The sequence below is a fragment of the Caproicibacterium argilliputei genome, from assembly GCF_029211325.2.
GTDB lineage: Bacteria > Bacillota > Clostridia > Oscillospirales > Acutalibacteraceae > Caproicibacterium > Caproicibacterium argilliputei.
This window is the reverse complement of record NZ_CP135996.1, coordinates 2,518,267-2,539,104: the sequence shown is the minus strand read 5'-3', so window position 1 is coordinate 2,539,104 and position 20,838 is coordinate 2,518,267. Positions and strand designations below refer to the sequence as shown.

The window sequence follows — 20,838 nt, the reverse complement described above, 5'->3', positions numbered from 1 at the left end:
TCCGTTTGTGGAAAAACTGATAGATATTCAGAGCGGTCCGGTGGCCTCTCTTTTGGATTTGCTTCTTAAGGATAAATCAACAAAGAAAAATATCATCTGGGCAACCGATACCTATGAGGAACTGGGACATGGCTTCACAGATAAGGAGCCGATAAGCCGCGGCCTTCTCTTGCAGCATGCGGACATCATCAAGCCCCGCATCCAGAAATCTCAGGAGGCACAGCAGGAACGCACACGAAAAAAGGCCGAGGTTTTCACCCCGGCATGGCTATGCAACCTGATGAACAATTACTGTGATGAGGAATGGTTCGGCAGGAAAGACATATTCAATGCAGAAAATGATGACCACACATGGATGGTTGCTGATGAACTGATTGCGTTTCCAAAAAGAAAAAACTGGAAACAGTATGTGGATTCGCGGCGACTGGAAATTACCTGCGGGGAGGCGCCTTATCTTGTATCCCGCTATGATGTGTCAACCGGGCAGCTTATCGTACCGCCAAAGCGTCGGATTGGGCAGCTCGACCGGAAGCTCCGCATTGTAAATGAAAATGCTGCGGATTACGACGAGTGGGTCAAATGGACGATCCGGGCATTCGAGGCGACCTACGGGTACGAGTATCAGGGCGACAATCTCTTGATAGCCCGAATCAATTTGCTCCTGACATTTATCGACTACTATCAGGAACGGTGGGACAAGAACCCTGACGGGAAGCTGCTTCAGACAGTAGCAAATAAAATTGTATGGAACATCTGGCAGATGGACGGCCTGAAAGACACAGTCCCGCTCGGAAAGCCATATGAAGAGTACCCTCAGATGACACTGGCAGATTTCATCCCGGGAATGGCCGATCTGGCCAATGATGAGCCGGAAGCCATACCCTGTAAAATATATGACTGGAGAAGAGATAACTCCATTCTTTTCAACAAGCTAAGGGAGATGAAAGTCATGGAACATAAACTTTTCAATTTTGTGATCGGAAATCCGCCATTCCAAGAGGATACAAAAGACACATCAGACAAGCCAGTCTACAATAATTTTATGGATGCAGCTTATGGTGTTGCCAATAAGGTGGAACTCATAACGCCAGCACGTTTTCTGTTTAATGCAGGGAAAACGCCAAAACTATGGAATGAAGAGAGACTTTCAGATTCTCATTTTAAGGTTCTGGAATATGTACAAGACAGCTCCAGAGTTTTTTCTAACACTGACATAAAGGGCGGCGTTGCTGTGACATACAGAGATGTGTCTAAAGACTACGGTGCTATTGGCACATATTCTGCATTTGAGGAGCTGAATAGCGTATTAAGAAAAGTCACGCCGAAACTCACTTCTGGCATTTTGACAGACATAATGATTTTACAAAACAGATTTGACTTAGATGTTCTTTATTCTGACTATCCAGAAGCAAAGGAACAGATAAGCAGCGACGGACGAGAAAAAAGAATTGTTACAAGTTCTTTCAACAAATTGAATATGTTTAGGGAAAGCAAACCCGATGAAGAGAGCATACGCGTGTTAGGACTTTCTCAACCCGGAAATAAAAGAATCTATAAATGGATATTGAGGAAATATGTTCTTGATAATGGTAATCTTGAAAAGTACAAAGTAGTATTACCAAAGTCCAACGGGTCGGGTGCAATCGGAGAAGTATTATCTACTCCGCTTGTCGGCGAGCCGCTTGTCGGCTATACACAATCTTTTATTGGAATAGGAGCTTTTAATACCGAAGCCGAAGCGAATGCCTGTTTGAAATATGTAAAGTCAAAATTTGCACGAGCAATGCTTGGATTATTAAAAATAACGCAGGACAATCCACCTGAAAAATGGAAATATGTTCCCCTCCAAGACTTTACTTCCACTTCCGACATCGACTGGTCAAAATCAATTCATGAAATTGATTTACAGCTGTACCGCAAGTATGGGCTTGATGAAAAGGAGATAGCCTTCATCGAATCGCATGTAAAGGAGATGGCGTGATGGCGGGCATCAAAATCCAAACAGCTTATCCGGTTGTTCCCCAATGCTATGCGTACACGACTCCGGGAGTGTCTGCCCATGACGGCTGGACGAAGATCGGCTTTACAGAGCGGGATGTGGAAACCCGCATCAAAGAGCAGACGCATACCGTCGGTGTGCCGCATAAAACATGGTGGCACCTGCGCGCCGCATACATGACGGAACCATTCGGAACCTTTACCGACAAGGACTTTCACGCTTATCTGAAGAAGCTTGGCGTCAGTCGTGAGGAAGGCACGGAGTGGTTCTGCATTGCGCCCAATACCGCAAAGGGTGATTTTGTTGATTTTACCCAGAATCACGGTGTTGTTTCCGATGATGACGCGGACGCGGTCATTCCGTATAAGCTCCGCGATGAGCAGAACAAAGCTGTTGAGATAGCACTTGATTATTTCAAATCTCACAGCAATGGTGAATTTTTATGGAATGCGAAACCGCGTTTTGGCAAGACGCTTTCGGCTTATGACCTGTGCAAAAGGCTTGATGCGACGAATATTCTTATTGTGACGAACCGCCCGGCAATTGCAAATTCATGGTATTCGGACTATGAGACGTTTTTCGGCCCGCAGTCCGGCTATCTGTTTGTCAGCAACGTGGACGGCATTAAAGACAAAAAATATGTGATGAGCCGTCAGGAGTATCTTGACAAAGTGCTGGATGGAAATAGCCATGCCAAAGGCTGCATCGAATTTGTGAGCCTGCAGGATCTGAAAGGTTCCCTCTATTTCGGAGGGCAGTATGATAAGTTGTCAGAAGTAAGCGCAGACAAAGGCTTAAACTGGGATATTATGATTGTAGATGAGGCGCATGAAGGTGTCGATACCTACAAGACAGATACCGCTTTCAATCATATTAAGCGTAAATGGACGTTGCATCTTTCTGGTACGCCGTTTAAGGCATTGGCAAATGACAAATTTGCGGAAGATGCGATTTTCAACTGGACATATGCGGACGAACAAAAGAAAAAGCGTGATTGGAATGATTCCAGCGAAATTGAGAACCCGTATGAAAACCTTCCACGGCTTAGTCTGTTTACATACCAGATGTCGGATATCATCCGCGACAAGGTAAAACAGGGTATTGTGCTTGCAGACAATGATGTTGAAGAATATGCTTTCGACTTGAATGAGTTCTTCAAGACGAACGAATCCGGAAAGTTCATACATGACGCGGATGTGGACAAGTTCCTTGATGCACTAACACGCCAGGAGAAGTTCCCGTTTTCTACTCCGGAGCTGCGAAATGAGCTAAAACATACGTTCTGGCTGCTGAATCGCGTAGCAAGTGCTAAGGCTTTGGCAAAGAAGCTGGAGCTTCATCCTGTGTTTAAGGATTATCACATTATTCTTGCAGCAGGCGACGGCAAGCTGGACGACGATGATGAAAACGAGAAGGCATTCGACCGTGTCACAAAGGCCATCAAAGAATACGATAAGACCATTACTCTGTCTGTTGGCCAGCTGACGACCGGCGTCACGATCCCGGAGTGGACGGCTGTGCTGATGCTTTCGAACATGGCAAGCCCGGCACTGTACATGCAGGCCGCTTTCCGCGCTCAAAATCCGTGCCTGTTTCATGATGCACAGGGCAACTCTTACAGAAAACAGAACGCTTATGTCTTTGACTTTGATCCGGCGCGTACACTGACGATATTTGAAAAGTTCGCCAATGACCTGATTCCTGAAACAGCGGGCGACAAAGGAGACTTCGACCAGCGTAAGAAGCATGTCCGTGAGCTTCTAAATTTTTTCCCTGTTTATGGCGAGGATGACCAGGGATCTATGATAGAACTGGATGCCGAGTCTGTTCTCACGATTCCGCGGCACATCCATGCTAAGGAAGTCGTAGAGCGCGGTTTCATGTCCAACTTTCTTTTTGCCAACATTTCCGGCATTTTCGGAGCACCGAAAGAGATCATCGATCTTATCAATGGCATGCAAGCAATTGAGGAACCCAAGACGCTGGCGCCTGTCGAGGTTGACGAAGGGACAGCTGATAAGCTAAATCTTAATGAAAAAGGTAACGTGGAAGTCCCGAAGGAACAGGTTATCGGCATGGCAAGCGAGCTTTTCGGAGACAAAGTATATGGGGATGTCGATCAAAAGCTGGCAGCTGCAGTTGAGGACATCACCAAACAGGTTGAGATGACAAAGGATCCAAAGAAGGATGAACTGAAGGAACTTCGCGAAAAATTTTCCAAGCCTATAGCCAATACGCTTATAGACTCAGCAAAAACGCAGTATGGCCATGACCTGAAAAAATCTACACAGAATCAGATGGAGCGGAAAATTCAGGATACCACGGACACTGTAGTCAACCATGAATACGGTGATTACGCTATCCGCAATCACCAACTTGTCAAAGAACGTAAAGACAAAATCGCCGATGCACAAAAATCAGGCGCTCCCATGTCGGAAATCTCAAAGCTTGCTGAAGAATATAAGAAACGAAGCATTAAAGAATATAACAGCATGGTAAACAGCATATACCAAAAGCTCCACAGTAATGAAACCGTCAAGAAGGCAGCGGAAACCATCGTCAAAACAGTAGAGACGGAAAAACTTAATAATAAGAAAGATTCTATTGAAGGCAGCGTGAGGGATCACCTGCGTGGTTTTTCCCGTGCCATACCTGCATTTCTTATGGCCTATGGTGATGAAAATACGACACTGGCAAATTTCGATTCACTCGTACCAGCAGATGTATTCTGGGAAGTGACTGTTAATCCGCAGACCGGTAAAGGTGTGACACTTGATGAGTTCCGTATGCTTCGCGATGGCGGCGACTACTACCAAAAGAATGAGAATGGAAACGGAATTCGAGACGAGGAACACAAGAAACATTTTGACGGCCACCTGTTTGATGAAGTTGTCTTTAATGATGCAGTTCTGGAATTTATGAAGAAACGCGCCAAACTGGCCGATTACTTTAATGAGACCAGCAAAGGTGACATCTTTGATTATATTCCGCCACAGAAAACAAACCAAATTTTCACGCCAAAACGTGTGGTCAAGAACATGGTTGATCGCCTGGAGCAGGAGAATCCCGGGTGCTTCGATGATCCGAACAATACATTTGCTGACCTTTATATGAAATCGGGTATGTATATCACAGAGATTGTTACCCGCCTATACCAAAGCAACCGTATGAAAGTTTTGTATCCTGATAATGCGGAAAGATTGAATCATATCTTTGCAAAACAGGTATATGGTTGTGCACCGACAGAAATCATCTACCGGATTTGCCTAAGGTACATTCTTGGATTCAGTGATGAGATCCATATCGATAAGCACAATATTAAGCTATGCGACACGCTGGATTATGCAAAGAACGGAACGCTTGAAAAAGAGATGAAAAAGCTGTTCAACCTGTAAGGTAAATTGCCTATCAAGACAACTTACTCTTATTTGTTTATATCGACGCTTACGCCGGACTTGAATTCCACCGTAAACTTGTCCGCGTAGACGGTGATTTTCTGAATCAGCCGCTTGACCAGAGTCTCGTCAAATTCAGTGAGTTCGGTAGGCTGAGCAGCGATGAAGTCCCGCAGTTCCCGGATGCGGTTTAAGGTTTCATCCCGACGCGTGCTTTCGGATTCAGACTGCTGTTTCTGTGCACGGAGGCGGAAAATCTCGTCTGTTATGGCCTTGTAATCGTCCTGATTGTTTGCTTTTTTGATGAGTTCTATTTGCAGTTCTTCCAGCCGTTTCTGAATTCCCTCTGGCGAAAGGGTATCTGTTTGCCGTACGGCAGCGGCGATATTCTGCTGCAGGGCGTTTGTGAAGTGGTCTTTATCTTCAAGAACCTGATTTATTGCTTTTACGGAAGCATCCTGCAATACGGTTTCATTCACCGTGCGGTTGCGGCAGGGCTCTTTTGCCGAAGTGGACTCCAACCGGCTGATACACCGCCAGACAATGGATTTTTTACCCCGGTTGTACCAGTGAATCCGGCGGTAAAGCTCTCCACATTCCCCACAGTAGACCATCTGCGCAAATGGGTGGCTGCAGGAGAAATTTCTTTTTCTGCCGGAAGGGCTGACATACACCACACGGCGGCGGACCAGTTCTTCCTGCACCTGCATGAAGATGTCCTTCGGGATAATGGCTTCATGGTCGGCTTCCACGTAGTATTGCGGAACCGTGCCGTTATTCTTGATTCGCTTCTTGGTAAGGAAGTCGACCGTATAAGTCTTTTGAAGCAGGGCATCGCCCATGTACTTTTCGTTGCGGAGAATTTTGTTGATGGTACTGGTGTGCCATTTCGTATTTCCGGCTCCGGTGAGGATGCCATCTTTTTCAAGTCCAGCGGCAATCCTGCCCATGCTGGAGCCTTCAAGGTATTCGCGGTAAATTCTCTTTACAATCTCTGCCTGTTCCAGGTCAATGATGAGATGGCCGTTCTCGTCTTTGGTATAACCGAGAAATCGGTTGTGATTGACCTGCACTTTTCCCTGCTGGTAGCGGTACTGCAGGCCGAGTTTTACGTTTTGCGAAAGGCTCTGGCTTTCCTGCTGGGCAAGGCTGGCCATGATTGTCAGCAAGACTTCACCTTTTGCATCCAATGTATTGATGGATTCCTTTTCAAAGTAGACCGGGATGTTCTTGCCCTTGAGCTGCCGGATGTATTTCAGGCAGTCCAGCGTGTTTCGAGCAAACCGGCTGATGGATTTTGTGATAATCATGTCGATGTTCCCGGCCATGCAGTCGTCAATCATCCGGTTGAATTCATTCCGCTTCTTGGTGTTCGTGCCGGAGATGCCGTCGTCGGCGTAGATGCCTGCGAACTCCCATTCCGGATTCTTCTGAATGTATTCCGTGTAGTGTTTGACCTGTGCGTCGTAGCTTGTCGCCTGTTCATCACTGTCCGTACTAACCCGGCAGTAGGCTGCAACTTTCAGCCTTGGATTTTCTTCCTTTCTCTCATTGTTCCCGACCTGCCTTTTTGCAGGAATGAGCATGACTTTTCCCATGAATCTGCCTCGCTTTCAATTTGCCCATAGAGGTATTCTGCCTGCAGAACCGGATCATTAAAATGCTTTTCTGCAGGTTTTACGGAAAACCTCGTCGGCGGTGCCTGTGGAACTGTTTCCTTTCTCCTGTTCTTCCGGCCGAGCTTCTCAGCACGGCTTTCCAACTCTTCCTCTGCTTTCCGGAATGTATCTGCATCGATAATGGCCGGATAGAAATCATCGCCGAGGTAATGCCGGTTTCTCAGGATGCGTTTTGCAGAGCAGTGGTACATTTCGATACCGGCTTCTTTAGCGGCTTCGGTAAGGGAAAGTCCGGAAAGATAGTTAGTGTAGAGTTTTCGTATTTTCCGGGCATTCTCTTTGTCAACGACGGCAATTCCGTTTTCAATCCGGTATCCGAATGGTGTATGTCCCATGGACTCAAATCCTTTCTGTCAGCGTCAGACCGCATTTCATCTCAAAGCAGAGTTCATTTCTGGATTTTACAAGAATGCGGTTAACGAATTTTTCAAAAAGCACCCCGTCAAAATCATCCAGCATGACGCCTTTTTCCGTAAAATGGAGAAGGGCGGTCGCTTCTGTAACCGTGTGGATGCCTTCACTTTTTCGGTTATTCAGGGAATCAGCTTCCGTCCGGAGGTCGTTGGCCTTCATCAGGAGCTCATTCTTTTCTTTGCTGTAAAGGATTTTATCGAGGTATCCTTGTGCCATGAGTTTCTGGAGCGTTTCACGCTGTTCGGCATTCTGCAGCAAAAGCGTCTGGATTTTCTGGACGCGACGAACCGCATCGTCGGAAGATGAACTTTTGATGGTTTCAACATAGGGCTTCAGAATGAGACGGTGCGCAAAGACCAGCTTGTTTATCATGGTGACAAAGGCAAACTGAATTGCATCCTCTCTGATGAACTTCATCGAGCACTTGCTCTTGTCCTCAATGTGCGTTTTGCAGCACCATGCAGCATATTTGAAATCGCTGCAGGTGTGGATTCTTCTCTTGAAGGTGCTGCCGCATTCTCCACAGATGATCTTCCCGGAAAATGGATACCGATTCTGATATTTGCGGCTTCCCTTCTCTACACCTTTTTCAGCGGCGCGTTCACGAATGAGTGCCGCCGCCATGTTGAAATCTTCATGGCTGATGATTGCTTCATGATGGTTCTGCAATAAATACCGGTTTTTCTCACCGCGATTGTGATGCCGGTTAAACTGGAAATCGGTATAAGTCTTTTGAAACAGGCAGTCTCCGGTGTATTTTTCATTGGCCAATATGTCGCGGACAGTCGTACTGGTCCAATGTCCGTTTCTCCTGCTGGGAATATGCCCGGCATTGAGTTCCTTCGCAATGGCAGGGCTGCTTTTTCCGGACAGCGTTTCAGAAAAAATCTGTTTTACAACTTGGGCCTGAGCGGGATTGATAACCATCTTTTCTCCGTCCCAGTCATAGCCGTAGGGCGGGTAACTGATTTTGAAGGTCCCGTTTTCAAATCGTTTCTGAACCGACCATTTGCCATTTTGCGAAATGGAAACAGATTCGTTTTGAGCCATACTGGAGAGGATGGAAAGGAACAGTTCGCTTTCCATTGCCCCGGTGTTGATGTCTTCCTTTTCAAAGTAAACGGGAATATTCAGTGTAAGAAGTTTTCGCGTCAGTTCCAGACAGTCAGCCGTATTCCGGGAAAAACGACTGATGGATTTGGTTAAAATGAAATTGATCTTTCCAGCTTTGCAGTCGGCCATCATTTTCCGCAGCTGCGGACGCTTCTCTTTCTTTGTGCCAGTGATACCTTCATCATAATAAAGCCCAGCGAACTCCCAGTCATCGCGCGACTTGATGTAACTTTCATAGTGCTCCTTCTGGGCCTTCAGGCTTTCTGCCTGTTCATTAGAATCGGTCGAAACACGGCAGTAAGCGGCTACGCGAAGCTTCCTGCCATGAAAATTGGCCTTTTTGTTTTCCTCAATTTTCGTGACCTTTTTCATACACTCACCTCCTTCTGGTACGTCTATTTATCACTCTGATTGCCGGAACTATCAAGCAATTTCCGGCATGATTTCCACGTACAGAGGAGAGAAAGTTCTGCGGTTGATGTCCGTTAATTTGTTGAATTCAGCTTGAGAAATCAGATCGTTTGTAAGCATGATTTCTGCAATTTTCTGGGCGCGGTAGTAATCAAAATCACCCTGCAGCTTTTTCTGTGTAAAGAATCCGGTATGATTCGTTTTTGCTTCTTCTGCCATCGGTTATCCACCTCCACTTTTCACTGGAGATGGAGGAACGACTTGAGCGAAAGAAAATAAAAAAAGCCTGCGGGTATTCCGATGAGGGAACACTCGCAGGCGGGGTGGATGCACAATATGTTATCTTACTGAAATTTGCTTTTCGACTTGTTGGAATCAATAAAGAACCGCCATACCGATATGTCGATTCCTTTGATTCCAGTCATGTTACTTGTCCTCCTTTTCATCACGGTCATGGAGCTGTTCCAGCACAGTCTTGAGCTTTTCCGGTATCGGAAGTCCCAGGTGTGCCGCATTCTCTGTCAGAGACAGCCCTTCGTTTGAGAGATAGAAGAAGATGATTGCCGTCCGGAGCACGCCCGGCTGGCCGAGAACCTGCACGTCAATTACGTTTCCGATTCCGACCAGCAGAAAAATCAGCACCTTCCGGCAGATTCCCCTGAAACCGACCTCGGATGAAAGTTTTTTGTCCGAAACTGCACACAGGACGCCGGTGATGTAGTCGCAGATGACGAAGAGGAGCAGCGCATAAAGCAGGCCGTCGCAGCCGCCGAGAAAAAAGCCGAGCCACCCGCCGATGGCAGCAAACACAAATTGTATGGAATTCCAGAATTCTTTCATGAGACACGCCTCCTTGAATTTGTGCATGAAAAAAGCGGCCGCCCGTATGGACGACCGCTCAAAAGCTTTCTGAAAGGATCAAACGCTTAAAGAAGCCTTGACTTTAAAAACTATCCATTCGCGGTGCTGGTCCGGGTCCATCGGGTCGATGATGGTGTAAACAATGTTGCCGCGGATCAGCCTGCAGGAAGCGGTGATCAGCGGATTATACCGCATGACGACATTCGCCGCGTCAATCACCTGGACGGACTGGGCAATCCACGCTTCGGTTCCGCCCAAAGGATACCATTTGCACCGCAGATAACGGGGCGGATCAGTGGAAAGTGTGTTGCCAAGATCAATCCAGCTTATTGTCTGATGAATACCTGTGCCGGTGACCACTTTCCTTTGAATGCGGATTAAGGTCCGCAGTTCACTGATGTGCATTTTGTATCTCATGGCAGGCGCTCCTAAAACGTGTCTTTGCGGATGCCAAAAAGGATGGCACGGAGCATGGAAGTCAGCTCCTTGAAATCTGCGTTTTCCCGGTTTTCGTACAGATAGGCCACCGCGTAAAGCTCCGCAATCCGCGCGGTTTCTTTTGAAGCAAGAAGCCCCGTTTCGTCTACACGTGCGATATTCATGCATAGTTTCTCCGCTGTTTCTATAAATCCCGTTATCATGGAATCCTCATCTGTAGAGTCAATATGCAGATAAAGCTTTGCTTCATCCAGTGTAATCAGCATGATGTGTCACCGCCTCTGTTTTGCTTATGAATCAGTTGATTCAGGCACTTGCTCCAGCTTTCAGGATCTGGACAGCTTCCGGCAGCACGAGCTTGCCGTCGACACGTTCCTTCGCCACATAGCCAATCATTCCGTTACCGGCAAAGAGCTCGCGGAGTTCCTGAAAACTTCTGGTTCCTCTGTCACCGATGTTGTAGTAGCTGAAATCACCGAAGGCGATCGCGGCTTTGCCGGCTGCCAGTGCGGGAGCGTAAGCGGAAGTACGCACCGGATATCCGCAAAGCCTGTCCGGTTCGCCAGCCTGATAGGACGGCTGCCAGATGTAGGCCTGGTTGTTGTCCTTGAGTTTGCGGATTGCCGCGAGGGTGGAGTCATTCAGAATAAAGCAGGCGTTCTTGCGGTACGGGCGCTTCAAGGCATAAATCAGGGTGAGAATATCATCCGTCGCGAGCTTTGTACCACTTAAGGTTACAGCCGTTACACCGCCGCCTTTGTCCGCAAAGATGCCGGTCGGCTTTCCGGTTCCGCTGCCGTTCAGGAAAGCGTCCTCTTCGGCATTGCCGAACGCTTTGCCGAACTGGTCAATGATGTAGTTCTCCAGATTGAAGGCGTTGTCGTAAAGCAGTTCCTCGGTTACCTTGATGGCCACGTGGAGCTTGTGTGCATCAAGGACGATCTGGTCGAACGTCGCATCTCCGAAAGTCAACGCTTCGCCTTCCTCAATCCATGCCGCCGCGGGTTTCGTTCCTGCAATGTTGATCTTGTGCTCACCGCTTGTAGTGATGGTCGTCGCAAGGCTGCGGAAGATGTTTTCTTCTGTGAGTTTGTCGATAAGGCGGGAGTCCCATTCTTCCGGAACGAGGTAACCGCCGTTCGCGTCAGTGCCTTCCTGCAGAATGTCCGACACCTGGTGGAAGCCGCTGCGCATGGCTGTAAGCATTGCTTTCGCGTAGGCGTCAGATGCTCTGCCGTATTTCTCCGGCTTATTCTCTGTTCCGGCACCTGGCTTCCCGGTAAGGGGAGTATTGACCGGTTGGCTCATCTGTTCCTCGATAGACTTTTGGCGGTTCAACCTGTCGATTTCCTTTGTGAGGTTGGTGATTTCCTTTTCCATCTTGTCGTAGGCAGCTCCGTCTTCCTCAGAAAGGATACCGCCGCTGCTGCGGTGGGATTCGAGAAATGCCTTTGCCGTTTCCCACGCCTTGGCCCTCTTATTAATTAATTCCTGTACATTCATGATGTTGTCCTCCTATTAAATGAACTGTTTCATGAGGTCGAGACGCTTTTCGAGGTCTTCGACCGATCTGCCTGTGTTGTAAACTTTTGCCTGCTTTTCGTTATCGGGCGGTTTTTCAGAATGTTCCCTGCAGTAGTCGCAGAGCTTCTTGTTCATGGCTGCCGCAGCTCTGTAACGGGAGAAGAGCATGGATTTCGGCTTCTTATCCGGGGCATCTTCCTCAGATTTCTTTTCAGTGGAATCTTCATTTGGAGTGTTTTCTTCGTCCGGTTCCTTTCCGTAGAGGGAATCTCTCTCAATCACACCGTCCGCAAAATGCAGTTCGACCGCTTTCCCGGCATTCATCCAGGTCTCTTCGTCCATGAGCTTACTGAGCTTATTCCTCGAAAGGCCGGTCTTTGTCTGGTAAGCATTGATAATGGAGTTTTTCACTTCGTCCAGCATTTCGATTGCCTTCTGCATTTCGTCAGTGCTGCCCATAGCGACTGTGCTCGGATTGTGGATCATGATCATCGAGACCGGAGACATTAAAACTTCGTCACCCGCCATCGCAATGACGCTTGCCGCGGAAGCCGCAAGGCCGTCAATCTTGATTGTGACCTTGCCCTTGTAGTCACGGAGCATGTTGTAAATCTGTGCTGCCGCAAAACAGTCGCCGCCCGGAGAGTTCAGCCATACCGTGATGTTACCGGAGCTGCTTTCCAATTCCGATCTAAAAAGAGCCGGAGTGACGTCGTCGTCAAACCAGCTCTCTTCCGCGATTGTACCGTCAAGGAACAGCGTCCGTTCTTCCGTTTCCTGTCCGGGATTTGCTGGATCGGGCAGCTTGTTTCTTGCCCATCTCCAGAACTTGTTTGCCTTTTCCATTGGTATCCTCCTTGTTTGAATTCTGATTGTATGCTGATCCGGCATCCGCGAGCTTTACCACATTTCCGTTTAGGACGTGGATGTTGCCGCCTTCCTCATCGGAAAGGAGATCCATGTTCTCAAGTTCCCGCACATCATTCACGGAGAAAATGCCGTTTTGAATGCCGGTCGAATAACCGTTCATGCGGCTCTGGTAGTCTCCCCGCAGGAGCCCGTCTACATTAAAGCGGATGAAGTAGCTTTTCTTTTCCTCCGGAGAAAGGAGCGAGCGCTGCATGGACTGTTCCCAGCGTACGAGCCACGGCTCCAGTGTGTAGGATACGAATTCCAAGCTTTGCTGCTCAATGTTCGAGAAGGTTGCGTGCTCAAGGTCGCCGATCATGTGCGGCGGGATGCGGAAAATCCTCGCAATTTCGTCTAACTGGAACTTGCGCGTTTCAAGGAACTGCGCCTGCTCCGGACTGATGGAAATCGGCGTATAGGTCATGCCTTCTTCCAAAATGGCGACCTTGTTGGAATTGGAACTCCCGCCGAATCCGGCCTCCCATGAGTTCCTTATTTTCTCCGGGTCTTTCACGACGCCCGGCATTGACAGAATGCCGGATGGATTTGCACCGTTCTTAAAGAAGGTCGCGCCGTATTCCTCGGTCGCCATTGCCATGCCGATGGAATTCTTCGCCATCGCGATCGGCGAATAGCCGACCAGACCGTCGAAGCCGAGACCTGGGATATGCAGCACATCATTTGGCATAAGCCGTACGGTTCCTGCCTTCATCGTCGGAGCATCGGATGTGCTCATCTGATACTCGTAGTACAGATGTCCGTTTTCGTCCCGGTTAACGCGCATCCGGTTTGCCATGAGAGGATAAAGTGCCGCGACCTCGCCGCGTCCATTTCTTATGATCTGTGCGTAAGCGTTGCCCCAAAGCAGAAGGTGCGTCATGAGCGTTTCCCGGAATATGAACGAAGTCATTTCCGGGTTTGGCTCGTCATGAAGCAGCGGGTAGAGCGGGTGGTCGACAGCCTTTTCCTTGCTGTTTTTGTCTGTATAGCGGTAAAGGTGCAGCGGAAGGCTCGCAATGGCTTCCGAAAGGACGCGGACGCAGGCGTATACTGCTGAAATCTGCATGGCGGAGCGCTCCGTCACCGCTTTGCCGGAAGAACTGCTTCCGAAGTAATAGCGGTAGCCGCTGCCGTTCGTTGAATCCTTAGGCCGGTGTCCTGGCTTATCCCGTGACCGGAAAAGGCCGCTGAAGATACTCATATATAAATCACATCCTTTCTAAAAAAGGGCGTAAGAAAAGCACCTACCTTTCGATAGATGCTTTCAGCAATTAATATTTTATTGTTTCACGGAGCTGCTTTCTGATATCCCGTCCGCCATACATGATGCGGACAATATATACCATTTTATCCGTTTCTTTTGGCAGATAGAAAACCAGATAATTGTCTACGGGAAAGAAACGCAGCCCCATACTGTGCCTATGCAACTTCCCAGCTCATACTCCAAAGTCCCGCTTCATCTCTTTTTCAACGGTATCTGACGAATAAACCTTGCCTGCCTTTATATCGTCCATACCTTTGTTCATTTCAGTATCAAATTGTTTTTTGGTAAGGGCACCAAAGGCAATCGGAGCATTCGCGGGCAGCTTTATTTCAAATGGAATACCGCGCTGCAGTACGACTTGTCTTAAAAACATTCCTACAGCATTGGACATCGGAATGCCGAGCTGATTGAGTACTTCTTCGGCTTGCTTTTTGATTTCTGGCTCTACACGGGCGAAAACATTAGAAGTTCGTGCCATACAAATCCCATCCTTTCACGGATAGCATAACACAAGTTGGCTGCAATATGCAAGCTAACAGCAAGCAAAAATGAAAATATTATTTACAGAAATAAAATGCCTCTGTCATCATAAACAGAAGCGCCGTTGTCGTTGCCGCAGCGGATGGCACGGTCAAGCGCCATGATCATTGCAATCGCGCCGTCGATTTTTTCCGTACTTTTTTCCTTGTCCGCTTTGATATTTCCGGCGGGGTCGGTGCGGATGAAGATGTTGTCCATCATCCAGCGGAGCACCGGATGACCGCCGTGTGCGATGCGTTTTTCCAGCGTGAGATTCATGAGTTCCTTCGTGGGCGGCGACATATCCTTGAAGCCCTGCCCGAACGGAACGACCGTGAAACCCATGCCTTCGAGGTTCTGCACCATTTGCACAGCTCCCCAGCGGTCAAAAGCAATCTCACGGATGTTGAAGCGCTCACCGAGACGCTCGATGAACTTTTCGATGTAGCCGTAGTGTATCACATTTCCTTCCGTAGTTCCGAGATACCCTTGCTTCTTCCAGATGTCATAGGGCACGTGGTCGCGCCGGACACGGAGGTCGAGCATTTCTTCCGGCACCCAGAAGTACGGGAGAACCACATATTTGCCGTCCTCGTCTTTGGGAGGGAAAAGCAGAACGAATGCCGTGATGTCGGTCGTGGATGAGAGGTCGAGACCGCCGTAGCAGACGCGGTTTTCCAGTTCCTCTTCGTTTACAGGGAACGCACAGGTGTCCCATTTATCCATCGGCATCCAGCGGACGGCCTGCTTAACCCATTGATTTAAGCGGAGCTGCCGGAAGGAGTTCTCCTCGCTGGGATTTTGCTTCGCCGATTCACAGGCTGCTTCGACTTTATCGATGCCGACTGTAATGCCGAGCGACGGATTTGCTTTCTTCCAGATCTTCGGGTCTGTCCAGTCGTCCGTTTCAGCGGCACCGTAGATGACCGGGTAGAAGGTCGGGTCAACCTTCCTGCCGTCAAGGATATCCTGCGCCTTCTGATGGACCTCGTAGCAGATCGTGTTTGTGTCATTACCGGCTGTCGTGATGAGAAAATATAAAGGCTGCATTCTGGCGTCGCCGGAACCTTTTGTCATGACATCGAAGAGCTTCCGATTCGGCTGTGTGTGCAGTTCATCGAAGACGACGCCGTGGACGTTGAAACCGTGCTTTGAATATGCTTCGGCGGAGAGCACCTGATAAAAACTGTTCGTAGGTTGGTAGATAATCCGCTTTTGAGAAGCAAGAATTTTGATGCGCCGGTCGAGCGCCGGACACATTCGGACCATGTCGGCGGCGACGTCGAACACGATGGCTGCCTGCTGGCGGTCAGCGGCACAGCCGTAGACCTCAGCGCGTTCCTCTCCGTCGCCGCAGCAGAGGAGCAGCGCGACCGCAGCGGCAAGCTCAGACTTTCCCATCTTCTTCGGGATTTCGATATAGGCCGTGTTAAACTGCCGGTAACCGTTCGGCTTCAGAATGCCGAAGAGGTCACGAATAATCTGCTCCTGCCAGTCAATGAGCTCGAAAGGCTTTCCTGCCCATGTGCCCTTGGTATGGCAGAGCTGCTCGATGAACGTCACGGCGTAGTCCGCCATAACCTTGTTGTAGGCGGAACCTTCTGCCATGAAGCGGGTTGGCTTGTAATGTTTCAGTTTTCTCATTGCCACGGCGGTATCCTCCTTTCAAGGCAAAATAAAAGGCCGCCTGTCGATATATTCGACTGGCGATCCTCACAAATCTATGTTGGTACGAGAGAAAGAGCCGTACGGCTTCTTCTTTCGGAATATTTCTATTCATGTTCAGTTATATTTCTTTACCAAAATCGCATAGGCAAGCTGCGCGGCTTCCGTTTCCGGTTCCATATCCCAGCCCCGGTCGTAGTTGGCAATGACCGCACCGTTTTCTTTCAGCATGAGCTTCGAGATTCTGCCTTCGTTTTCAATTCCGTACTGGCTGCCCTGCTCGTAGTGCTTGACCCAGTAGTGAATGATGTGATTTCCGATTTTTAGGCTTCCTTTGCTCCACATGGTCTTTTCCCTCCGTTTTATTCAGATGTGTTTTCCTTTTTGCATATACATATATCACTCTGAAGGGAACAAATAGCAAGTGGATTCCGGAGAATTCTATGCGAGAAGTCAAGCCTTTTAGGAACGGTAAAATTGTGTAGTTTACGCTTCGCTTGTGAGAATGAAATGCACATATTCCTTGCGGTGTTCCTCAAGGAAAAACACCAGCTCATAGAAATCACGTTTGTAGGCAAGGCGCTGGACGGCGTTTACGTCGAACATATTTGTAAGGCCGGTGTTCTGAATCGCGAGAATCTGTTCCTTAATTTTCTCAGTCATCGGAATCCACCACCTTCCGCACGATGTCGATGCCGTAAATTACATTGAGGCTGGAGCCATTATCCCAGTTTACGAGAAGGGAGCCGGTGTCGTCGACTCCAGTGACTATTCCTCTGATGCCGATGGGCGGTGCCTGAGCATCGTCCATCCGAAGGAGTTCCACGCGGCATCCCACTGGAAACTGCCGCTTCACCTTTTCAGCCGTTTCTTTATTCGGAAATTTCATCGTCAGTGGCCTCTTTTTTCGCCCCGTTCCTGAAACTCGAATTTCCTGTCAGGTTCTTCAGCAGAATCTTTCTCTCCTGCTTGTATTCTGGTCCTATGAATCCGAGCCGCAGAAGGAAGCAGCGGAATGCGTATTTCTCATTGTCGGCCGGGTGCTCGGTACTGCTTACCCGTTTTTGGTCTTTCGAGAGTTTGCAGAGGGCGGCAATGAAATGAGTGTATGCTTTGGATGCATCCGATCCCGGCATTTCCGGAAACCATGGGAATGAAACTTTATTCTCACCGATTTCAATCGGCATGTCGTCAATTCCAAGTGCCTTCTTGATAAGCGCACCTTTCGCCTTGAGCAGGTTCGTCAGGTTGCCGGTTGAGACCGCCGCCAGTGGAACCGAAATCGTAAGGCCCATGTTTTCGCCCTGTCCGGCGCCATCCGCCGTTTCAGACTCTTCTCCGGACGTTTCCCCAACTTTGGCAGTGAAGCCGCGCTTGTCAAGCTCTTTGATAAGGTCCTCGGTTCCTTTGCTGTCTGTTCTGTTGCCGAACTCCAGTGTTCCGTTCCGGTCGACTGTGAAGCAGCCGACTTTGTAGGCCGCTGTCGGCATACCGAGGTATTCTGCCTTTCCTTCTGTGATTGCTGCGATGGCATTGACTAAGGACTTCCTGTCTTTTCCTGTTACGTTGTAATCTATTTTCATTGGTATTTGCCTCCTTCGTTTTGGTATGTACATCTATCACTCAGAAGGCCTTATTTATCAAGCAATTTGGGAAATTTTGTGCTGTAGAATATCGCCGAATTATCGGGATGAAATTTGTGTGCTATACACTCTCGATTTCAACGTCTTTTACGAGGTTGGAATAGGGAATCTTCTCGCCATTTCTTTCTACATGCACATCCCATGCATCATTCGTATCCTCTACATACCGGCGGAGGATAACAGAGGCATACTTCGGGTCAAGTTCCATCATGTAGCAGATCCGATTCAGCTTTTCGCAGGCCATGAGCGTTGAACCGGAACCGCCGAAAGTATCGAGGATGACAGCGTTCTCCTGGCTGGAATTCTGGATCGGATAGCCGAGGAGGTCGAGCGGTTTGGAAGTCGGGTGATCTTTGTTTCGTTTTGGTTTGTCGTAATTCCAGATGGTCGTCTGCTTCCTGTCAGCGTACCACGGGTGTTTTCCATTCTGCAGAAAGCCATACAAAATCGGCTCGTGCTGCCATTGATAGTCGGAGCGGCCGAGTACGAGACTGTTCTTTACCCAGATGCAGACACCCGCGAGATGAAAGCCTGCGTCGATGAAGGCCTTCCGGAAGTTCAGGCCTTCCGTGTCCGCATGGAACACATAAGCCGCGCCGCCTTTTTCGAGATGGTCAGCCATGTTCTTGAAAGAAGAGAGTAGAAAGTTATAAAATTCCTCGCCCTTCAGGCTGTCGTTTTCTATCGTGAGGCCGTCCGAGGCTTTGAAGGAAACTCCGTAAGGCGGGTCGGTTACGATGAGGTTGGCCCTCTTGTTGCCCATGAGCGTGTTCACGTCATCCGCCGAAGTAGCATCACCACACATGAGGTGATGTTTTCCAACTGTCCAGATGTCGCCGCGTTCCACAAATGACGCTTTCTCAAGTGCAGCGGAAAGATTGAAGTCATCGTCCTCGACGTTTTTTCCGGAGTCGTCGTTCATCAGCTTTTCGAGCTCATCGCTGTCGAAACCGAGAAGTGAAATGTCAAAGGACTCATCCTGCAGGTCGGACAGTTCAACGGAGAGCATCTCTTCGTCCCATCCGGCGCCCAGTGCGAGCTGGTTATCCGCGAGGATATAGGCCCGTTTCTGAGCATCCGTCAGGTTTTCGGCAAAGACACAGGGAACGGTGGTATAGCCTTCCTCACGTGCCGCCTGCACTCTGCCGTGGCCGACCAAGATGTTGTATTTGCTGTCGATGACGGCGGGAGAGACAAAACCGAACTCCCGAAGGCTGGCTCTCAGCTGCGCAATCTGTTCTTTTGAATGCGTCCTCGCATTCCGGGCATAGGGCACCAGTTTATCGATCGGTACCTGCTCAAATTTGGTTGTATCCATTTATATTCCCTTTCTGGCGCGGAGCAGCCGTTCCATGACGTCATCCTGCGGATTGAGGCCGCCGTATTCTGTTGAGCAGTTCTCCTTCACAATCTGGAAGATTTCATCCCACAAGCGGTTGGCCTGATTCATATAATTGATGCCGATGTTTATGAAGGGAGAGGGAATAGGCTTGCCGGTTGTCGGATGCTTCGAAAGGTATCCGAGCCTTGTCGTCATCTCTTCACACTGAATCCATCTTGCGGAGCACATCGCGTAGCGTTCCAAGAGCTGCGGCGAAACTTTCTGCGCGATACCGATTTTTTGGAGCCACTCCCAGGTTTCCCGGTAGATTTCACCGGCTTCGAGTGTCGAACCGTCATGCTGCTTGGCAGAAAGGAAGTCATGTGGCGTCGGCATGTCAGCACCTTCCATCTCCGGAATATCCAGTACCTCAAGCGGTCTGCCGCCCGGATTTCCGTTCGCGGCTTTCTCGGATACTGCAGATTTTTTGCGTCCAGCACCCGAACGTCTGCCGCCGCGGCCGCCGGTATTATTCGATTTCGTCGGCATATTTCTCACCGCCTTCTTTTATTACCCTTTTGAATACGCTTTTTTCGCGCGCGTGAGGGGACGTCGCTTTCCGCTGATGGAGTGTTTCATGATTTTGACCGCCCCCACCCGGTACAAAATATTCTCGCGCAAAAGAAAAGGCCGCGAATACTATTAGCGGTCGCCTCGTCCCTTATGAATCTTCTCGTGGCAGGAGTGGCAAAGGCTCATCAGGTTTGATTCGTCATTCGTACCTCCCTCGGAGAGAGGAATGATGTGGTGGACCTCCTCGACTGCAACATAGCGTCCTTCCTTCAAACACTGCTCACAGAGCGGATGCTTGCGGACGTAACGGTCACGGATTTTCTTCCACGCTCTGCCGTAGCGCTTGCTGGTGGAGTAACCTCGGGTAAACTGTTCGTAGTGCCGCCGCACAAGCTTCGCGTGTTCTTCGCAGTAGGTACCGTCAGTTAGACGTGGACACCCGGGGTAACGGCACGGACGTTTTGGTTTATATGGCATTCATTCACTTCCTCATGGGTATCAAGAAAGCCACCGGGGATTTCTCCTCGATGGCTTTCACCTTTTCAGTTCTCTATGCTATTAGTATAGCACACTCAAACGGGAAAGTCGTCCACGATTTTACTCACTTTACTGCTTTCCGTACAGCAGCAGCGCCAGATGCTTCAGCGCGCGGTTCTTTTTGTTGTAGGCGGAGGAACGCTCTATGCTGAAGTGTTCACAGACTGTGCCAACGGGTTCATCTGTTCCGTTGGAAAGGTAAAACGCTTTCAGCACATACCGCTCACCCTCGGTCAGATTTTCCCACGCTGGCTGGAACCACGCCATGTACTCCAGCGCCTGCCAGTACCGCTCTTTTAGCACGTCAATTTCCTCTATGCCATTTAGAATGCGTTCCTCACCGGCCTGCGGGTTATGGACGTGCGGCATCCCGTCAAAGCCGGGGCTGCGGACGCTTTCTATCTTTTCATGCTCCGCCCGGATGTCGTCGTCCGTGTGTTCCAGAATGAATTGCATGCTGTCATAGTCCTTGAGGGCGTCCAAGGCGGCAGCCCTTTTATTCAGGTATTTCCATGCTATCTGCATAACCGTACCTCCGTAAAGATGAATTGAAAGTTTCACTCGGATTGGCAC

The 20,838-nt window shown here is 49.1% G+C and carries 22 protein-coding genes; 2 read left to right on the top strand and 20 right to left on the bottom strand.

Annotation, left to right across the window (positions count from 1 at the left end):
• Window positions 1-7: 7 nt before the first annotated feature.
• Both PXC00_RS12230 and PXC00_RS12225 read left to right on the top strand, forming a co-directional pair.
• Window positions 8-1,981: an Eco57I restriction-modification methylase domain-containing protein gene (locus PXC00_RS12230; protein WP_275844751.1), complete on the top strand. Its 1,974-nt coding sequence runs from the start codon at window positions 8-10 to the stop codon at window positions 1,979-1,981.
• Window positions 1,981-5,394: a DEAD/DEAH box helicase family protein gene (locus PXC00_RS12225; protein ID WP_275844750.1), complete on the top strand. Its 3,414-nt coding sequence runs from the start codon at window positions 1,981-1,983 to the stop codon at window positions 5,392-5,394. The genes PXC00_RS12230 and PXC00_RS12225 overlap by 1 nt, the downstream gene beginning before the upstream one ends.
• A gap of 29 nt (window positions 5,395-5,423) precedes the next feature.
• Here the strand turns inward: PXC00_RS12225 and PXC00_RS12220 are convergent, their stop codons facing one another.
• From PXC00_RS12220 to PXC00_RS12120, 20 genes are all read right to left on the bottom strand, one after another.
• Window positions 5,424-6,992, bottom strand: a complete 1,569-nt coding sequence (locus PXC00_RS12220) for a recombinase family protein (protein ID WP_275844749.1) — start codon at window positions 6,990-6,992, stop codon at window positions 5,424-5,426.
• Window positions 6,917-7,408 (bottom strand): integrase, encoded by a 492-nt coding sequence (locus PXC00_RS12215; protein WP_456064453.1) that lies wholly within the window; start codon window positions 7,406-7,408, stop codon window positions 6,917-6,919. Before PXC00_RS12215 ends, PXC00_RS12220 begins: the two co-directional genes overlap by 76 nt.
• Window positions 7,409-7,412: 4 nt before the next feature.
• On the bottom strand, window positions 7,413-8,972 hold the full coding sequence (locus PXC00_RS12210) for a recombinase family protein (protein WP_275844748.1): 1,560 nt from the start codon (window positions 8,970-8,972) through the stop codon (window positions 7,413-7,415).
• A gap of 51 nt (window positions 8,973-9,023) precedes the next feature.
• Window positions 9,024-9,230 (bottom strand): SHOCT domain-containing protein, encoded by a 207-nt coding sequence (locus PXC00_RS12205; protein WP_086036626.1) that lies wholly within the window; start codon window positions 9,228-9,230, stop codon window positions 9,024-9,026.
• Window positions 9,231-9,437: 207 nt separating this feature from the next.
• Complete coding sequence (locus PXC00_RS12200) at window positions 9,438-9,851, bottom strand: phage holin family protein (RefSeq protein ID WP_174192685.1); 414 nt, start codon at window positions 9,849-9,851, stop codon at window positions 9,438-9,440.
• Between the two features lie 78 nt (window positions 9,852-9,929).
• Complete coding sequence (locus tag PXC00_RS12195; protein WP_174192687.1) at window positions 9,930-10,289, bottom strand: head-tail adaptor protein; 360 nt, start codon at window positions 10,287-10,289, stop codon at window positions 9,930-9,932.
• An 11-nt stretch (window positions 10,290-10,300) separates the two neighbouring features.
• Window positions 10,301-10,576 carry a head-tail connector protein gene (locus PXC00_RS12190; protein ID WP_174192689.1) on the bottom strand — a complete coding sequence of 92 codons (276 nt, stop codon included), beginning with the start codon at window positions 10,574-10,576 and terminating at the stop codon, window positions 10,301-10,303.
• 40 nt (window positions 10,577-10,616) lie between these two features.
• Entirely contained in the window at window positions 10,617-11,813 is a 1,197-nt protein-coding gene (locus tag PXC00_RS12185; protein ID WP_275844747.1) for a phage major capsid protein, read from the bottom strand.
• 15 nt (window positions 11,814-11,828) lie between these two features.
• Window positions 11,829-12,680, bottom strand: coding sequence for a head maturation protease, ClpP-related (locus tag PXC00_RS12180; RefSeq protein WP_275844746.1), 852 nt, complete (start codon window positions 12,678-12,680; stop codon window positions 11,829-11,831).
• Complete coding sequence (locus PXC00_RS12175) at window positions 12,583-13,944, bottom strand: phage portal protein (protein ID WP_275844745.1); 1,362 nt, start codon at window positions 13,942-13,944, stop codon at window positions 12,583-12,585. The genes PXC00_RS12180 and PXC00_RS12175 overlap by 98 nt, the downstream gene beginning before the upstream one ends.
• A gap of 235 nt (window positions 13,945-14,179) precedes the next feature.
• Window positions 14,180-14,485 (bottom strand): type II toxin-antitoxin system RelB/DinJ family antitoxin, encoded by a 306-nt coding sequence (locus tag PXC00_RS12165; protein ID WP_275844744.1) that lies wholly within the window; start codon window positions 14,483-14,485, stop codon window positions 14,180-14,182.
• An 83-nt stretch (window positions 14,486-14,568) separates the two neighbouring features.
• Window positions 14,569-16,170: a terminase large subunit gene (locus tag PXC00_RS12160; protein ID WP_275844816.1), complete on the bottom strand. Its 1,602-nt coding sequence runs from the start codon at window positions 16,168-16,170 to the stop codon at window positions 14,569-14,571.
• A gap of 138 nt (window positions 16,171-16,308) precedes the next feature.
• Window positions 16,309-16,536, bottom strand: a complete 228-nt coding sequence (locus tag PXC00_RS12155) for a DUF7678 domain-containing protein (RefSeq protein ID WP_275844743.1) — start codon at window positions 16,534-16,536, stop codon at window positions 16,309-16,311.
• Between the two features lie 141 nt (window positions 16,537-16,677).
• Window positions 16,678-16,854, bottom strand: coding sequence for a DUF5049 domain-containing protein (locus tag PXC00_RS12150; RefSeq protein WP_174192698.1), 177 nt, complete (start codon window positions 16,852-16,854; stop codon window positions 16,678-16,680).
• Entirely contained in the window at window positions 16,847-17,080 is a 234-nt protein-coding gene (locus tag PXC00_RS12145) for a DUF4314 domain-containing protein (protein ID WP_174192700.1), read from the bottom strand. The genes PXC00_RS12150 and PXC00_RS12145 overlap by 8 nt, the downstream gene beginning before the upstream one ends.
• Window positions 17,064-17,774 carry a virulence protein gene (locus tag PXC00_RS12140; RefSeq protein WP_174192702.1) on the bottom strand — a complete coding sequence of 237 codons (711 nt, stop codon included), beginning with the start codon at window positions 17,772-17,774 and terminating at the stop codon, window positions 17,064-17,066. The genes PXC00_RS12145 and PXC00_RS12140 overlap by 17 nt, the downstream gene beginning before the upstream one ends.
• A 121-nt stretch (window positions 17,775-17,895) precedes the next feature.
• The gene (locus tag PXC00_RS12135; RefSeq protein ID WP_174192704.1) at window positions 17,896-19,152 is read right to left on the bottom strand and encodes a site-specific DNA-methyltransferase; all 1,257 of its coding nucleotides are present in this window, start codon (window positions 19,150-19,152) and stop codon (window positions 17,896-17,898) included.
• Window positions 19,153-19,704 carry a P27 family phage terminase small subunit gene (locus PXC00_RS12130; protein WP_174192706.1) on the bottom strand — a complete coding sequence of 184 codons (552 nt, stop codon included), beginning with the start codon at window positions 19,702-19,704 and terminating at the stop codon, window positions 19,153-19,155.
• A 153-nt stretch (window positions 19,705-19,857) separates the two neighbouring features.
• Window positions 19,858-20,205 (bottom strand): HNH endonuclease, encoded by a 348-nt coding sequence (locus PXC00_RS12125; RefSeq protein ID WP_275844742.1) that lies wholly within the window; start codon window positions 20,203-20,205, stop codon window positions 19,858-19,860.
• 129 nt (window positions 20,206-20,334) lie between these two features.
• The gene (locus PXC00_RS12120) at window positions 20,335-20,790 is read right to left on the bottom strand and encodes a hypothetical protein (protein ID WP_275844741.1); all 456 of its coding nucleotides are present in this window, start codon (window positions 20,788-20,790) and stop codon (window positions 20,335-20,337) included.
• Window positions 20,791-20,838: the final 48 nt, after the last annotated feature.

Coding starts and splice junctions, on each gene's coding strand:
- PXC00_RS12165 (WP_275844744.1), bottom strand. CDS start 14,485: ATGGCACGAACTTCTAATGTTTTCGCCCGTGTAGAGCCAGAAATCAAA.
- PXC00_RS12195 (WP_174192687.1), bottom strand. CDS start 10,289: ATGAGATACAAAATGCACATCAGTGAACTGCGGACCTTAATCCGCATT.
- PXC00_RS12220 (WP_275844749.1), bottom strand. CDS start 6,992: ATGGGAAAAGTCATGCTCATTCCTGCAAAAAGGCAGGTCGGGAACAAT.
- PXC00_RS12135 (WP_174192704.1), bottom strand. CDS start 19,152: ATGGATACAACCAAATTTGAGCAGGTACCGATCGATAAACTGGTGCCC.
- PXC00_RS12185 (WP_275844747.1), bottom strand. CDS start 11,813: ATGAATGTACAGGAATTAATTAATAAGAGGGCCAAGGCGTGGGAAACG.
- PXC00_RS12210 (WP_275844748.1), bottom strand. CDS start 8,972: ATGAAAAAGGTCACGAAAATTGAGGAAAACAAAAAGGCCAATTTTCAT.
- PXC00_RS12180 (WP_275844746.1), bottom strand. CDS start 12,680: ATGGAAAAGGCAAACAAGTTCTGGAGATGGGCAAGAAACAAGCTGCCC.
- PXC00_RS12225 (WP_275844750.1), top strand. CDS start 1,981: ATGGCGGGCATCAAAATCCAAACAGCTTATCCGGTTGTTCCCCAATGC.
- PXC00_RS12130 (WP_174192706.1), bottom strand. CDS start 19,704: ATGCCGACGAAATCGAATAATACCGGCGGCCGCGGCGGCAGACGTTCG.
- PXC00_RS12215 (WP_456064453.1), bottom strand. CDS start 7,408: ATGGGACATACACCATTCGGATACCGGATTGAAAACGGAATTGCCGTC.
- PXC00_RS12150 (WP_174192698.1), bottom strand. CDS start 16,854: ATGACTGAGAAAATTAAGGAACAGATTCTCGCGATTCAGAACACCGGC.
- PXC00_RS12205 (WP_086036626.1), bottom strand. CDS start 9,230: ATGGCAGAAGAAGCAAAAACGAATCATACCGGATTCTTTACACAGAAA.
- PXC00_RS12160 (WP_275844816.1), bottom strand. CDS start 16,170: ATGAGAAAACTGAAACATTACAAGCCAACCCGCTTCATGGCAGAAGGT.
- PXC00_RS12145 (WP_174192700.1), bottom strand. CDS start 17,080: ATGAAATTTCCGAATAAAGAAACGGCTGAAAAGGTGAAGCGGCAGTTT.
- PXC00_RS12175 (WP_275844745.1), bottom strand. CDS start 13,944: ATGAGTATCTTCAGCGGCCTTTTCCGGTCACGGGATAAGCCAGGACAC.
- PXC00_RS12140 (WP_174192702.1), bottom strand. CDS start 17,774: ATGAAAATAGATTACAACGTAACAGGAAAAGACAGGAAGTCCTTAGTC.
- PXC00_RS12125 (WP_275844742.1), bottom strand. CDS start 20,205: ATGCCATATAAACCAAAACGTCCGTGCCGTTACCCCGGGTGTCCACGT.
- PXC00_RS12120 (WP_275844741.1), bottom strand. CDS start 20,790: ATGCAGATAGCATGGAAATACCTGAATAAAAGGGCTGCCGCCTTGGAC.
- PXC00_RS12190 (WP_174192689.1), bottom strand. CDS start 10,576: ATGCTGATTACACTGGATGAAGCAAAGCTTTATCTGCATATTGACTCT.
- PXC00_RS12200 (WP_174192685.1), bottom strand. CDS start 9,851: ATGAAAGAATTCTGGAATTCCATACAATTTGTGTTTGCTGCCATCGGC.
- PXC00_RS12155 (WP_275844743.1), bottom strand. CDS start 16,536: ATGTGGAGCAAAGGAAGCCTAAAAATCGGAAATCACATCATTCACTAC.